General features: G+C 72.4%; 12 protein-coding genes. 2 read left to right on the forward strand and 10 right to left on the reverse strand.

What is annotated here, in order from left to right:
- Window positions 1–41: 41 nt before the first annotated feature.
- The 9 genes from AC068Z_RS24095 to AC068Z_RS24135 form a co-directional block, all read right to left on the reverse strand.
- Window positions 42–860 (reverse strand): TrmH family RNA methyltransferase, encoded by an 819-nt coding sequence (locus AC068Z_RS24095; protein WP_478559118.1) that lies wholly within the window; start codon window positions 858–860, stop codon window positions 42–44.
- Between the two features lie 64 nt (window positions 861–924).
- On the reverse strand, window positions 925–2,157 hold the full coding sequence (cobA, locus tag AC068Z_RS24100) for a uroporphyrinogen-III C-methyltransferase (RefSeq protein WP_478559121.1): 1,233 nt from the start codon (window positions 2,155–2,157) through the stop codon (window positions 925–927).
- Window positions 2,158–2,707: 550 nt separating this feature from the next.
- Window positions 2,708–6,613 (reverse strand): nicotinate-nucleotide--dimethylbenzimidazole phosphoribosyltransferase, encoded by a 3,906-nt coding sequence (gene cobT, locus AC068Z_RS24105; protein WP_478559124.1) that lies wholly within the window; start codon window positions 6,611–6,613, stop codon window positions 2,708–2,710.
- Between the two features lie 366 nt (window positions 6,614–6,979).
- On the reverse strand, window positions 6,980–8,200 hold the full coding sequence (gene cbiE, locus AC068Z_RS24110) for a precorrin-6y C5,15-methyltransferase (decarboxylating) subunit CbiE (RefSeq protein ID WP_478559127.1): 1,221 nt from the start codon (window positions 8,198–8,200) through the stop codon (window positions 6,980–6,982).
- A 65-nt stretch (window positions 8,201–8,265) separates the two neighbouring features.
- Window positions 8,266–8,904: a GNAT family N-acetyltransferase gene (locus tag AC068Z_RS24115; protein WP_478559130.1), complete on the reverse strand. Its 639-nt coding sequence runs from the start codon at window positions 8,902–8,904 to the stop codon at window positions 8,266–8,268.
- 139 nt (window positions 8,905–9,043) lie between these two features.
- On the reverse strand, window positions 9,044–9,874 hold the full coding sequence (locus AC068Z_RS24120) for a MetQ/NlpA family ABC transporter substrate-binding protein (protein ID WP_478559133.1): 831 nt from the start codon (window positions 9,872–9,874) through the stop codon (window positions 9,044–9,046).
- Between the two features lie 66 nt (window positions 9,875–9,940).
- The gene (locus AC068Z_RS24125) at window positions 9,941–10,666 is read right to left on the reverse strand and encodes a methionine ABC transporter permease (RefSeq protein ID WP_478559136.1); all 726 of its coding nucleotides are present in this window, start codon (window positions 10,664–10,666) and stop codon (window positions 9,941–9,943) included.
- Window positions 10,663–11,712: a methionine ABC transporter ATP-binding protein gene (locus AC068Z_RS24130; protein ID WP_478559139.1), complete on the reverse strand. Its 1,050-nt coding sequence runs from the start codon at window positions 11,710–11,712 to the stop codon at window positions 10,663–10,665. The genes AC068Z_RS24125 and AC068Z_RS24130 overlap by 4 nt, the downstream gene beginning before the upstream one ends.
- Window positions 11,713–12,032: 320 nt before the next feature.
- Entirely contained in the window at window positions 12,033–12,683 is a 651-nt protein-coding gene (locus tag AC068Z_RS24135) for an HAD family hydrolase (protein ID WP_451723518.1), read from the reverse strand.
- A gap of 69 nt (window positions 12,684–12,752) precedes the next feature.
- Between AC068Z_RS24135 and AC068Z_RS24140 the strand changes: the two genes are divergently transcribed.
- Together AC068Z_RS24140 and AC068Z_RS24145 are read left to right on the forward strand one after the other, a co-directional pair.
- Window positions 12,753–13,112, forward strand: coding sequence for a hypothetical protein (locus tag AC068Z_RS24140; RefSeq protein ID WP_451723519.1), 360 nt, complete (start codon window positions 12,753–12,755; stop codon window positions 13,110–13,112).
- 1 nt (window position 13,113) lies between these two features.
- Window positions 13,114–13,530, forward strand: coding sequence for a hypothetical protein (locus tag AC068Z_RS24145; RefSeq protein WP_478559144.1), 417 nt, complete (start codon window positions 13,114–13,116; stop codon window positions 13,528–13,530).
- On the opposite strand, the gene AC068Z_RS24150 is transcribed toward AC068Z_RS24145, so the two are convergent.
- Window positions 13,520–14,017, reverse strand: coding sequence for a GNAT family N-acetyltransferase (locus AC068Z_RS24150; protein ID WP_478559890.1), 498 nt, complete (start codon window positions 14,015–14,017; stop codon window positions 13,520–13,522). The two genes, AC068Z_RS24145 and AC068Z_RS24150, sit on opposite strands and share 11 nt — an antisense overlap.
- Between the last annotated feature and the right edge of the window lie 7 nt (window positions 14,018–14,024).

Genomic DNA, 14,024 nt, shown 5'->3' on the forward strand with positions numbered 1-14,024 from the left:
AGTCGTCGTACGGCGAAGGCGGGAGCGCGATCGGACGACCGCTACGCCTCCGGGCGGCCCGTCGCCACCGCGTAGAAGGCGACCGCTGCCGCCGCGCCCACGTTGAGGGAGTCGACGCCGTGGGCCATGGGGATGCGGACCCACTCGTCCGCGGCCACCAGGGCCTGACGGGAGAGGCCGTCGCCCTCGGCGCCGAGCATCAGGGCGACCCGGTCCATCTTGTGCGGGGCGGCCTCGTCGAGGGACTTGGCCTTCTCGTCCGGGGTGAGCGCGAGGAGGTTGAACCCGGCCTCTCGTACCGACTCCAGGCCCTTGGGCCAGGTGTCGAGACGGGCGTACGGGACGGAGAAGACCGCGCCCATGGAGACCTTGACGCTCCGGCGGTACAGCGGGTCCGCGCAGTCCGGCGAGAGCAGGACCGCGTCCATGCCGAGGGCCGCGGCGGAGCGGAAGATCGCACCGATGTTGGTGTGGTCGTTGACCGACTCCATGACGACCACCCGGCGGGTGGTGCGGAGCAGATCGGCCGCCGTGGGCAGCGGCTTGCGCTGCATGGAGGCGAGCGCGCCACGGTGCACGTGGTAGCCGGTGACCTGTTCGGCGAGCTCGGGGCTCACCGCGTAGACGGGGGCCGGGAGTTCGTCGATGACATCGCGCATGACGTCGACCCACTTGGCGGACAGCAGCATCGAGCGCATCTCGTAGCCGGCGTCCTTCGCCCGGCGGATGACCTTCTCGCCCTCGGCGATGAACAGGCCCTCGGCGGGTTCGCGCTTGCGGCGCAGTTCTACGTCGGTCAGGCCCGTGTAGTCGCGCAGGCGCGGGTCGTCGGGATCCTCGACGGTGATGAGATCGGCCACAGAGTGATACTGCCTTGTCGTGCGTGCGGTGCCAACGGCTCGGGAGTGGGTGAGTTACCTCGGGTTACGCCAAGGTCGTCGGGCCGACCTTCACGACCTCGCCGATGACGATCACCGCCGGCGGCTTGACCTCCTCGGCGACGACGGCCTCGGCGGCCGTGGCGAGGGTCGCGTCCACCCGGCGCTGGGCGGCGGTGGTGCCCTCCTGGATGAGGGCGACGGGGGTGTCCGGGGACTTGCCGTGCGCGATGAGCGTCTCGGCGACCTTCCCGAGGGTGCCGACGCCCATGAGGATCACCAGCGTGCCGGTCAGCTTGGCGAGGGAGGGCCAGTCGACCAGGGAGCGCTCGTCGTCGGGCGCGATGTGACCGCTGACCACCGTGAACTCGTGGGCGATGCCCCGGTGGGTGACCGGGATGCCCGCGGCGCCGGGGACCGAGATCGAGCTGGAGATGCCGGGGACGACCGTGCACGGGATGCCGGCCTCGGCCAGCGCCTGGACCTCCTCCATGCCACGGCCGTAGACGAACGGGTCGCCGCCCTTGAGGCGGACGACGGACTTGCCCTGCTTGGCGTGTTCGATCAGGGCGTTGTTGATGGCCTCCTGGGCCATGAAACGGCCGTACGGCAGCTTGGCCGCGTCGATCACCTCGACGCCGCTGGGCAGTTCGGCGAGGAGGTCGCGCGGGCCGAGGTGGTCGGTGATGACGACGTCGGCCTCGGCGAGGAGGCGGCGGCCTCGGACGGTGATGAGGTCCGGGTCGCCGGGTCCGCCGCCGACCAGGGCGACGCCGGGGGTGCGGGTGCGGTGGTGGGGGGCGACGAGCGTGCCGTCGCGCAGGCCCTCGACGACCGCGTCGCGGATGGCGGCGGTGTGGCGGGGGTCGCGGGACTTGGTGTCGGTGGTGAGGATCGCGACGGTGACGCCCTCGCTGTGGCCGGTGGCCGGGGTCCAGGCGGTGGCGGCCTCGGCGTCGTCGGAGCGGACGCAGAAGACACGATGGCGTTCCGCCTCGGCGGAGGCCGCGGTGTTGGCCGCCTTGTCGCCGGTGGCGATGAGGGCGTACCAGGCGTCCGCGAGGTCGCCTTCTGCGTACGGCCGCTTCGTCCAGGTGAGCTCGCCCGCGTCCACCATCGCCTCTACGGAGGGGGTCGCCTCGGGGGAGATCAGGTGGATCTCGGCGCCCGCCGCGATGAGGGCCGGGAGGCGGCGCTGGGCGACCTGGCCGCCGCCGAGGACGACGACCCGGCGGCCGGTGAGGCGGAGGCCTACGGGGTAGGCGGGGTTTTCGGCCATGAGGGGTGCGGCTCCCTTTCGCGGCGGGGGGTGCGATGCCCTGACGTGCGGATTTTACGGGTCGGATGGTGGGGGCGGTTCAGGTGTCCGGTGGTTGGGCGTCGATGCCGGGTGCGGGTGCGTGGGGCTGTGCCCACCCGTTCCGCCCTGCGGAACGACTGCCCACAGCCCCACGGGCATGCGGAGGACTGCACGTGGCCCGACGGACGGCTCAGGAGAGCCTGGTGGACGGTTGCACCGGCCCCAACAGGCGCTCAGGAGAGCCCGGTGAACAGCTGCACCGAGCCCGACAGGCGCTCAGGAGGGCGCTCGGCGGGCGACTGCACAAGGCCGGGATGGGCAGCTCAGGAACGCCCGGTCGGACGGCTGCCCCGAGCCCTACGGGCCCTCAGGAGAGCCCGGTGGACGGTTGCACCGGGTCCGGCGGGCGCTCGGCGGGCGACTGCACGAGGCCCGACGAGCGCTCGGGAGAGACCGGCCGGGCGGCTGGACAAGGGGGCCGGGCGGTCAGGCGAGGCCGGGGTGGCCGGCCCGGGCTCGCCTGGTTCGCCTACTTCTCCGTGACCCCGGCCGAGTCGAAGGTCGCCACCTCGTGCATGGCCCTCGCCGTGCTCTGGACCAGGGGCAGTGCCAGCAGCGCGCCCGTGCCCTCGCCGAGGCGGAGGTCCAGGTCGACCAGGGGGCGCAGACCGAGCTTGTTCAGGGCCGCCACGTGGCCCGGTTCGGCGCTGCGGTGGCCGGCGATGCAGGCCGCGAGGACCTCGGGGGCGATCGCCCGGGCGACCAGGGCCGCCGCTCCCGCGCTCACCCCGTCCAGGATGACCGGGGTGCGCAGGGACGCGCCGCCCAGCAGGAGGCCGACCATCGCCGCGTGTTCGAAGCCGCCGATCGCCGCCAGGACGCCGATGGGGTCGGCCGGGTCCGGCTGGTGGAGTTCCAGGGCCCGGCGGACGACCTCGGTCTTGCGGGCGAGGGTCTCGTCGTTGATGCCGGTACCACGGCCCGTCACCTCGGCCGGGTCGGCGCCGGTGAAGACCGAGATCAGGGCGGCGGACGCGGTCGTGTTCGCGATGCCCATCTCACCCGTCAGCAGGGCCTTGTTGCCCGCAGCCACCAGGTCGCGGGCCGTCTCGATGCCGACCTCGATGGCCTGCTTGGCCTCCTCGCGGGTCATCGCCGCGCCGGTGGTCATGTCGGACGTGCCCGCGCGGATCTTGCGGGGCAGGAGTCCGGGGGTCGCGGGCAGGTCGGTCGCCACGCCCACGTCGACCACGCACACCTCCGCGCCCACCTGTCCGGCGAACGCGTTGCAGACCGCGCCGCCGCCGAGGAAGTTGGCCACCATCTGGGCCGTCACCTCCTGCGGCCAGGGGGTGACGCCCTGGGCGTGGACGCCGTGGTCGCCCGCGAAGATCGCGACGGCCGCGGGCTCCGGGATCGGCGGCGGGCACTGCCGGGACAGCCCGGACAGCTGCGCGGAGATGATCTCCAGCATGCCGAGCGCGCCGGCCGGCTTGGTCATGCGCTTCTGCCGCTCCCACGCCTCGCCGAGCGCCTTGGCGTCCAGCGGGCGGATCTGGGCGACGGTCTCGCCGAGCAGGTCGTGCGGGTCCTCTCCGGGCAGGGCGCGACGGCCGTACGTCTCCTCGTGCACGACCCACGACAGCGGGCGGCGCTTGGACCAGCCGGCCTGCATCAGCTCGGGCTCGTCCGGGAACTCGTCGACGTATCCGACGCACAGGTAGGCGACGACTTCCAGGTGCTCGGGCAGGCCGAGGGTGCGGACCATCTCGCGCTCGTCGAAGAAACTGACCCAGCCGACGCCGAGGCCCTCGGCGCGGGCGGCGAGCCAGAGGTTCTCGACGGCGAGTGCGGAGGAGTACGGCGCCATCTGCGGCTGGGTGTGCCGGCCCAGGGTGTGGCGGCCGCCGCGGGTCGGGTCGGCGGTGACCACGATGTTCACCGGGGTGTCGAGGATGGCCTCGATCTTCAGTTCCTTGAACTGCTTCGCCCGGCCCTTGGGCAGCGACTTGGCGTAGGCGTCGCGCTGGCGCATCGCCAGTTCGTGCATCGTGCGCCGGGTCTCGGCGGAGCGGATGACGACGAAGTCCCAGGGCTGCGAGTGGCCGACGGACGGGGCCGTGTGCGCGGCCTCCAGGACCCGGAGCAGCACCTCGTGCGGGATGGGGTCGCTGCGGAAGCCGTTGCGGATGTCGCGGCGCTCACGCATGACCTTCAGTACGGCCTCGCGCTCGGCGTCGTCATAGGCGGGCGCGGCCGGTCCGCTGGGCTGTCGTGCTTCTGCCACTGCGGCCGTGCTCTCTTCCTGGTCGGCGGCCCTGGTGTCCAGGTCCTCCGCGTGCTGTACGGGTTCGGGGTCTGCTGCGCGGGGAGCGGGCACCGGGGCCGGCTCCTCGGTGGGCAGGACGATCGGCTGGGGCGGGGTCGGCGCGAGGTGCGGAGTGGTCGGCACCTGGCCCTCCACCGGCACGAACTGGCCGAGCGGCTGCTCCGGGTGCGGCTCCAGCGAGAATCCCGCGCCGGGTGTGGCGCCGTCCGACGGCTGCATCTGGGGGCCGGCGGGGTCGGCGACGTAGGCCTGGGGCGCGGGCGCCGACTCGGCCAGGCCCGGGGGCGTGGCCAGCGGCGCGCCGAGCATCTCGGGCTGCGGCATCGGCATCGGCACGGGCTCGGGGGTGACGTCCGGCGCGTCCGGTACGACGGTGGCGTCGGCCTCGGGAGCGGCGGGCGCCGTCATGGCTTCCTGGGCTGGGGCGCCGGCCGTCTGGGCCTCCGGGATGGCTTCGACGGGGGTCTGCGGCTCGGTCGTCGCCGCCGCGTCGGGCGCCTGCAGCGCCTCCGGGACGGCCCCGTCGCCGGGTGCCTGAACGGCGTCCGGAGCAGCCGGGTCCGGCGTCGCGGCGGGGCTCGGCGCGGGCGCGGGGGGCTCGGGAGCGGGTGCCGGTTCGGGCAGTTGAGCCTCGGGAGCGGGCTCGTCGGCGGCAGCGGCCACCGGCTCGGGGGCCACGGCCTGGGCGGGCTCGGCCACGACGGCCTCGGGGCCGTCGGCGAGCGGCGGGGCGTCGGCGGCGGGCTCGGGGGCCGCGAGGGGCTCGGGGGCCGCGGCGGGCTCGGGGGCTGCGGGTACCGCGAACTCGGGGCCCGCGACCTCGGGGGCAGCGGACACGTCGGTTTCGGGCGCAGCCGCCACGCCGTCGTCGGGCACTCCGGGGGCGACGGCCTCGGGCGATACGGGGGCGACGGCCTCGGGCGATACGGGGGCGACGGCCTCGGGCACTACGGGCGCAAGGGCCTCAGGCACTACGGGCCCGCCAGCCTCAGGCACTACAGGCCCGCCGGCCTCGGTCTCCTCCTGCGCCGTCACCTCGGCCACCGGGGCCTCCGGCTCGGCGAGCGGCGCAGACTCGGGCGCGACCGGCTCGGCCGGAGCCTCGGCCGCCTCGGTCACATCCACCGGGACATCCGTGGCCACGCTCGCGTCCTCCGGCGCCGGTACGGCCTCGGCGCCCTCGGTCTCCACCACGCCCGCGACCGGCTCAGGACCCGGGGCGCCCTCACGCGCCCCCTCGTCCTCACCACCCGGCCCCGGCTCGGCGGCCGACGCGTCGCCCCCGGTCACCGGAAGCTGCTCGACGGGCTCGACGGGCTCCCCGGCAGCGGACGCGACCGGAAGGGCCGTCCCTTCCGGCCCGGTGACCGGCGTCGGCTCGACGCTCTGGGGTTCGGCGCCCGCGTGGGCGGCCTCCGGGGCCTCCACGGGCTGTGTCGCGGCGGTCGCCTCGGTCGTGAGGCGGGCCATGGCCGCCTGGGCCGCGTCCGCCTGTTCTGGAGCGGGAGCCTGGGCCTGGGCGGGGACGGGAGCCTGCGCGGGCTGCGGAACAACCGTTTCGGCAGCCGACACCTCGGTGCTGATCGGCGCGGGAGCCTGCACGGCCGCCGGGGCCGGTACCGGGCTGCCCCACGGCGCCGCGGGCTGCGGCTGGGGCACGTCCAGGTACTCCGGGCCCGCCGTCGCGGGCGGCCCGGGCTGGCGTACCGGCGCGCCCACCGCGCCGCGGTCGGCCAGGGAGCGGACCGGGCTCGCGGAGGCGTCGGGGGTCGGCGGGCCGAGGTGCAGGGGGCGCCGCGGAGTGGTCGGCGGGATCGGCGTCGTAGGCGGCATACGGACCGCGCTGACGTCGACGGAACCGCTGTCGCGGCCGGACATCTCGTGCGCACCGGGTTCGTGCAGGGCCTCCACGACCGGTTCCGGCGCGGGCGGGGCGACCTCGTTGCCCCAGGCGCTCTGGGCACCGGGCAGCAGCAACAGGTCTTCGTCCTCGGCGGTGGTCTCGGAGAGGTAGGTGTACGCACCGGGCGCGGGGACGCCCGGCTGCTCCACCATGCCTGCGTTCTCCGGCAGTCCCTCGCCCGGGACCTGGCCGGTGTCGGTCATGCGTACCCCTCGCCCATCGGTTAGTGCTTCTACGACCAGCTCACCCGGAACGGCGCACCGACCGCCCCGTAGTGAAGAACGAGCGTGTGTGCCCAGCGGCACGAACGACCCGTCCACAAAGACGACAAAGCCATTAACTGGCATTGTCGCGGCCGTTCCCCCGTCACGACAGCATCATCCGCGACGATCCCGCTGTGGACTGCGCCACGTTGCGCGTCCTCCGGTTCTGCCGTACCACACCCACCCCAAAACGGGCGCGTTTTCCGGACATTGACCTACGAAGCGTCCGGCGTCCTGGTGCGGTGCAACGATCGGCCAGCCTACCGCGCGCGGTACGACAACAGGATCACGGGGACGGGATCGGGATCAGCCCGTACGGTCCGGCAGCAGGCCGCTGAGCAGGAACGCGACGCTCCGCTCCCGCTCCGTCCAGGCCCGCGTGTCGAGTTCGACGGACTGCAGCAGGGAGCACTCGACGCGGTAGCCGTGTTCGGTCAGGTCCCGGCCGACGATCTCGGCCTCGTCGCGGGTGGCCGCGTGGGTGACGATGCGTTGCGGGCGGCGGTCGGCGACCGCGGAGACGACCGCCGCTCCCCCTCCGCCGACGCGGACGACATCGGGTTCGGGGAGGTTCTCCAGGACGTGCGGGGCGGAGCCCTCCACGACCTGCAGCTGGACGCCGAGGGCGCGCGCGTTGGACTCGGTGCGGTCGCAGGCCCGCGGGTCGCGGTCGACGGCGATGACGGCGGCCCCGGCCCGGGCCGCCTCGGTGGCGAAGGCGCCGCTGCCGCAGCCGATGTCCCACACCAGGTCACCGACGCGCGGGCCGAGCCGGGCGAGTTGGGCCGCGCGCAGCGGTTCCAGCTCCCCTTCGCCCATGAGTCCGCCGTAGGACTCGGCGGGCAGGGTCCAGCCGCGCGGCGTCGCGGACGGGTCGCGGCCCGCGATCCAGCCGCCGCCGTCCGTCACGACGCCCGTTCCGGAGGTCCCACCGATGACGATGACGACGTTGGGGTCGCGCCAGGTGTGGTCGGCGGCCTTGTCGGAGGTGACGACGGTGACCTGTTCGCGGTCCGTGCCCAGTTCCTCGCAGATGACGAAGGTGCGGTGGACGCCCTCCAGGAGCAGGCCGAGTTCGGCGGGGCCGGCGCCGGGCGAGGTGAGGACGGCGACCTTGGTGTGGGCTCGGCACACATTCACCGCGCGTCGCAGGGTGCGAGGGTGTGCGACGACCACTTGTGCGTCGTCCCAGGGCATTCCGGCCCGCGCGAAGGCGGCGGCGACCGAGGAGACCGCGGGGACGACCTCGACCTCCAGGCCGAACTCGGGCGCGCGCAGGGTCCGTACGACTCCGAAGAAGCCGGGGTCGCCGTCCGCGAGCACCACCGCGGTGCCCCGGTGCCCGGTGATCCGGCGGGCGGCGAGGGCGACGCTGCCGAGGCGGATGCGCTCGGCGGCGGGTGGCAGTTCGGGCAGCGCCAGGTGGTGGGCGGCCCCGGCCACGAGCGTCGCGGCAGCGAGGGCGGCGCGTGCCGCGGCGGTCAGGGGGGAACCGTCCCAGCCGATCACCGTGACCCGGTCGGCCATCGTCGTCAGTCTCCAGGTTTGCGCAGGTGGACGAAGCAGCCCGAGCGTATACGGACCGGCCGGGGTCAGTTCCAGTCGGAGTACGACGTGAAGCCGCCGCTGTCGGCCAGCTGCTCCCCCGTGCCCTCCAGGTCCTCCGGGAGCAGGCTCCAGACGATGAAGTCGGTGCGGACGTCGGCCCAGGTGCCGTCGTCGGCCCGGACGTGCGCTATGCAGGCGTTGCGCAGGACGCCCTCGCTGATGCAGCCGATCTTCTGCGCGACCTGCTGGGAGGCGGTGTTGTCGGCGGCGGTGCGCAGCTCGATGCGCTCGAACTTCTGGTCGCCGAACAGCCATTGGGCGGTGGCGAGGGCGGCCTCGGAGGCGTAGCCCTCGCCGCGGGCCCAGGGGGCGATGATGTACGACAACTCGGTGGAGCGGACGTGCCAGTTGGTCTTGCCGAGCTGCACGACGCCGACCAGGCGCTGGGTGAGGAACTCGGTGACGGCGAGGTCGAGTCCATGGCCTCCGGTGCGCTGGGTGGGCGCGTAGTCGGTGATCCAACCGCGGGCGCCGGCCTCGGTGAAGGGCTGCGGGACATCGGTCCAGGCGGCGACCTGCTCGTCGTTCATCATCTCGGTCAGGGCGGGCACGTCGTCCTCGTCGAGGGGACGCAGCACCAACCGCTCCGTGCTGATGGAGATGTTGGGGAAGGTGCTCGTCATGCGCCGCTCCGTAACCTTTGAAACCGTCAGGCCTGCTGAACTGCCCAGCATGCAGCATGAAACCACCGCACCGCACCACGGGGGTCCACCCGTGGTGCGGTGCGGTGCGGGAAGGCGCAGCTGACAGCCGTGACGTCCGTCAGAAGGAGGCGATGACGGAGCCCGCGTACTTGTCCTCGATGAACTTCTTGACCTCGGGGGAGGTCAGGAGCTTCGCGAGCTTCTTGACGCGCGGGTCGTCCTCGTTGCCCTCCTTCACGGCGAGGAAGTTGCCGTAGGGGTTGTCCGAGGCGGACTCCAGGACCAGGGCGTCCTGGGCGGGCTTGAGGTCGGCCTCGATGGCGTAGTTGCCGTTGATGACCGCGGCGTCCACGTCGTCCAGGGAGCGCGGGGTCTGGGCCGCCTCCAGCTCCTTGAACTTGAGGTTCTTGGGGTTCTTGGTGATGTCGGCCGGGGTCGCTTCGTTGCCCACGCCGTCCTTGAGCGTGATGATCCCGTTGGCGTCGAGCAGCTTGAGGGCACGGGCCTCGTTGACGCTGTCGTTCGGGACGGCGACGGTGGCACCGCTCTTGAGGTCGTCGGCGCTCTTGACCTTGTTCGAGTACAGGCCGAGCGGCTCCAGGTGGACCGTCACGACGGGCACGATGTGCGTGCCGTTCTTCTTGTTGAAGTCGTCGAGGTACGGCTGGTTCTGGAAGTAGTTGGCGCCGACCGATCCGTCCTCCGTCGCCGTGTTCGGCGTGACGTAGTCGGTGAACTCCTTGACCTCCAGGTCCAGGCCCGCGTCCTTCGCCAGGTTGTCCTTGACGTAGGTGAGGATCTCGGCGTGCGGGACGGGGCTCGCGGCGACGACCAGCGGGCCGCTGGTGTCGGAGGCGGAGTCGCTGTCGGAGGAGCCGCAGGCGGTGAGCCCGAAGGTGAGGGCTCCGGCGGCGAGGACGGCGGTGGTGATCTTGGCGGTGTTACGCACGAAAAGTGCCTTTCCTAAAGGGGTGGTGCGACCCCGTCATGGGTGGGACGGGGAGTTCTGGGGTGCTCAGACGGTCTTGCTGGTGGCCGTCGACGCCTTCAGCAGCCGGAGCTTCGGCGCGGCGCCCGAGCGGCCGCCGCGGCGGTGCAGGGAGCGGGCCGCGTAGTCGCCGGCGAACTGGATGAGGGAGATGACCACGGCGAGGATCGCCACGGTGATCCACATCAGCTCGGTCTCGAAGCGCTGGTAGCCGTAGCGGATGGCGATGTCGCCGAGGCCGCCGGCGCCGACCGTGCCGGCCATCGCGGAGTAGCCGATGAGGGCCACGATCGTCGTGGTGGTGGAGGCGATCAGCGAGGGCAGCGACTCCGGTACGAGGACCTTGCGCACGACGGTCCAGGTGTTGCCGCCCATCGACTGCACGGCCTCGACGAGCCCGCCGTCCACTTCGCGGACAGCCGTCTCGACCAGGCGCGCGAAGAACGGGATCGCGCCGATGGCGAGCGGCACGATGGCGGCCTCACGCCCGATGGTGGTGCCGGTGATGGAACGGGTGAAGCCCATCAGCGCGACCATCAGGATGATGAACGGCATCGAGCGGGCGACGTTCACGACCTGCCCGATCACCTTGTTGGCGACGACGTTCTGGAGCAGTTCGCCCTTGTCCGTGAGGACGAGCAGGATGCCGAGCGGGAGTCCGCCGACGACGGCGATCAGCGTGGACCAGCCGACCATGTAGAGGGTGTCCCAACACGCCTGCTCCAGCAGCGGCTGCATCTCGGACCAGGTCACTTGGCACCTTCCTTCACCAGCACGGACGTGGGCTCCTGGCCCACCACGTCGATCTGCAGGCCCTGTTCGCGCAGGAAGCCGATCGGCACCACGTTGTCCTCGTAGCGGCCGGGCAGTTCGATGCGCATCCGGCCGACCTGGAGGCCGCCGACGGTGTCGATGGCGGCGCCGAGGATCGAGATGTCGACGTTGTAGGTGCGCGCCAGCTGGGAGATGACGGGCTGGGTGGCGGCCTCGCCGTGGAAGGTGACGTCGACGACGGTGCGGTCGGCGTCGGTGGCCTCGCCGCCCACCGGGAACAGCGCGGTCGCCAGCTCGGAGCCGGGGGTGGCGAGCAGCTCGGAGACGGTGCCGGACTCCACGATGCGGCCCTTGTCCATGAGCGCGGCCGAGTCGCAGATCTGCTTCACGACGTCCATCTCGTGCGTGATGAGCAGGACCGTGAGGCCCAGCTGCCGGTTGAGGTCGCGCAGCAGCTGGAGGATGGAGCGGGTGGTCTCGGGGTCGAGGGCGCTGGTGGCCTCGTCGGAGAGCAGCACCTTGGGGTCGCCGGCCAGGGCGCGGGCGATGCCGACGCGCTGCTTCTGGCCGCCGGACAGCTGGGCGGGGTAGGCCCCGGCCTTGTCGGCGAGTCCGACCAGGTCGAGCAGTTCGAGCGCCTTGCGGGAGCGCTCCTTGCCGGACTTGCCGAGGATCTCCAGCGGCAGCTCGACGTTGTCCTGCACGGTCCGCGAGGACAGCAGGTTGAAGTGCTGGAAGACCATGCCGATCCGGCTGCGCGCCTGCCGCAGCTCCTTGCCGGCGCGCGGTCCGCGTCCGGCGAGGGCGGTGAGGTCCTGGCCGGCGACGGTGACCGTGCCGGAGGTGGGGCGCTCCAGGAGGTTGACGCAGCGGATGAGGGAGGACTTGCCGGCGCCGGACTGGCCGATGACGCCGTACACCTCGCCTTCGCGGACGTGCAGATCGACGCCGTCGAGGGCGGTGACCTCTCGACCGTGGGTGCGGTGAGCCCGGTAGATTTTCGTCAGGCCCGATGTGGTGATCACTGGGGTTTCCGTCACTGTCGAGTACGCGGGCGTGGGTGTGCCCTGGTACGGGAGGGAATGTGTGCGCGGGGCAGCTGGGTCGCGTACGGCAGCAGGCGTACGGACAGGCCGAGGCAGGCTCGCTTCGGGGCGCGAGGCTCAGAACGTGGTGCGGGGGCCCTCTAGAAGGCGCACATTCGACACATACAGCGAGCACCGGGCGTCATGGTCGCCTCGGTCGCAAGGGTGCGGGTGCTCGTCGTGGTCATGCGATCAGTAAAGCAGACGGTGTACGTGGACCAGGAACCGCTGTCCGCAATGCGGACAGCGGTGGACGGTGGTCAGGCGCGGACGGAGATCTCGATGCCCCCGGCGGTGACCAGTGCGGACAGGGCCGAGAGGTCCTTCACCACCAGGTCGGCGTCGAGCTCGTGGGCCTGGTGGGTTGTGGCCAAGGCCACGGTGGTCATCCCGGCGGCGCGGCCGGCCTGGAGACCGGCGGGGGCGTCCTCGAAGACGACGCAGCGGGCCGGGTCGACGCCCAGCTCACGGGCGGCCAGCAGATAGGGCTCGGGGTCGGGCTTGCCGCGGGTGATGTCGTCGGCGCTGATCAGGGTCTTGGGCAGGATGCCGACGGCGTCGAGGCGGGCCTCGGCGAGCCGGCGGGTGGCGGAGGTGACGACGGCCCAGCGCTCGGCGGGCAGGGAGTCGAGGAAGGCCCGGGTGCCGGGCAGCAGTTCCACGCCTCCGTTCGGCACGTCCTCCACCTCCAGCGTCTCGATCCGCGCGACGGCCTCCGGCACGACGGCGGCGGGCAGCAGGTCGGCGGCTATCTCCACGGCCGGGCGCCCGTGCAGTTCGACGCGGCCGAACTGTTCCGCGGTGATGCCGTACTCCCCCGCCCACCGCGTCCAGCAGCGGTCGACGGAGGCGAGCGAGGAGACGAGGGTGCCGTCGTTGTCGAACAGCAGGGCTTCGGCGTGGATGTGCATGCCCTCGACCCTACGGTGCCCGCCGGGGTCGGCCGCACCAGGCCTTTTGGCCCGTAATAGGGTCGCTGCATGCTTGATGCCCTGACGCTCGTGACCGGCGTCGCCGCCCTGCTCCTCGCCGCGTGGTGCGGCTTCGCCGCGTACCGCGACGAGCCGACGAAGGACTGGCACTTCATCGGGATGGCCGTGGTGACCCTGCTGGCGCTGGTCCAGCTGGTGGTCGGGATCGTGCAGCTGGCCCGCGGCGAGGAGCCGGACCAGGGGACGACGATCTTCGTGGCCTATCTGATCGGGGCGTTCTTCTGCGTACCGGCCGCCGGGTTCATGTCGCTGGCCGAGCGCACCAAATGGGGTTCGCTCACCGTCGCCGCCGGCGGTGTCGTCCTCGCCGTACTGGAGGTGCGGCTCTATGACATCTGGGGAGGCTGACATGACGGCCGTGGAAGGCAAGCGCACGCGGCTCATCAGTGGGCCCGGAATGCTGCTGGTGTGGCTGTACGGCGTGATGGTCGTCGGCGCGGTGTCGCGCTCGGCGGTCCAGATCTCCACCGAGTTCGACCACGCCCCGCTCGCCTACTCACTGTCGGCGGTGGCGGGGCTGGTCTACGGCTTCATCACGTACACGCTGGTCAGGGGTGGCGAGACGGCCCGTAAGGCGGCGCTGTACTGCTGCGCCGCCGAACTCGCGGGCGTGCTGGTCGTCGGCACGTGGACCCTGGTGGAGCCCTCGGCGTTCCCCGACGCGACGGTCTGGTCCGACTACGGCATGGGGTACCTGTTCATCCCCGTACTGCTGCCGCTCACGGCCATCTACTGGCTGCGCAAGGCGGGCCCGGTCAGGCCGTAGCCGCGTACGTCCCGGCCGCCTTCTCCAGGACGATCATCGGTACGCCGTCCGTGCCCTGAGAGGTGCCCACCGCCGTGTAGCCGACCTTGCGGTACAGGCGGAGGCTGGTCTCGCTGCGGTGGCCGGTGTGGAGGCGGAACCGCTTGGCGCCGCGCTCCTCGGCGAGGGCGGATTCGGCCGCGCGGAGGAGGCGGGCGCCGATGCCGTGGCCCTGGAGGCGGGGGTGGACGCAGAGCTTGCCGATGGCGGCGGCGCCGTCCTCGGTGACCGAGCCGCGGACCGAGCCGACCACTTCGTCGCCGAGGCGGGCCACGAAGACGCAGTCCTCGGCGACCTCCTCACACACCGAGTCCAGGGTCTGGACGAGCGGGTCGATGCGGTAGTTGCCGTACAGCGCCGCCTCGCTCTGGAAGCACAGGTACTGCAACTTGAAGATCTGCTCCGCGTCCTGCTCGGTCGCCGCAGAGATGGTCACGCTCATGCCCATGTGCGCA

The organism is Streptomyces sp. NPDC043726, from assembly GCF_056436565.1.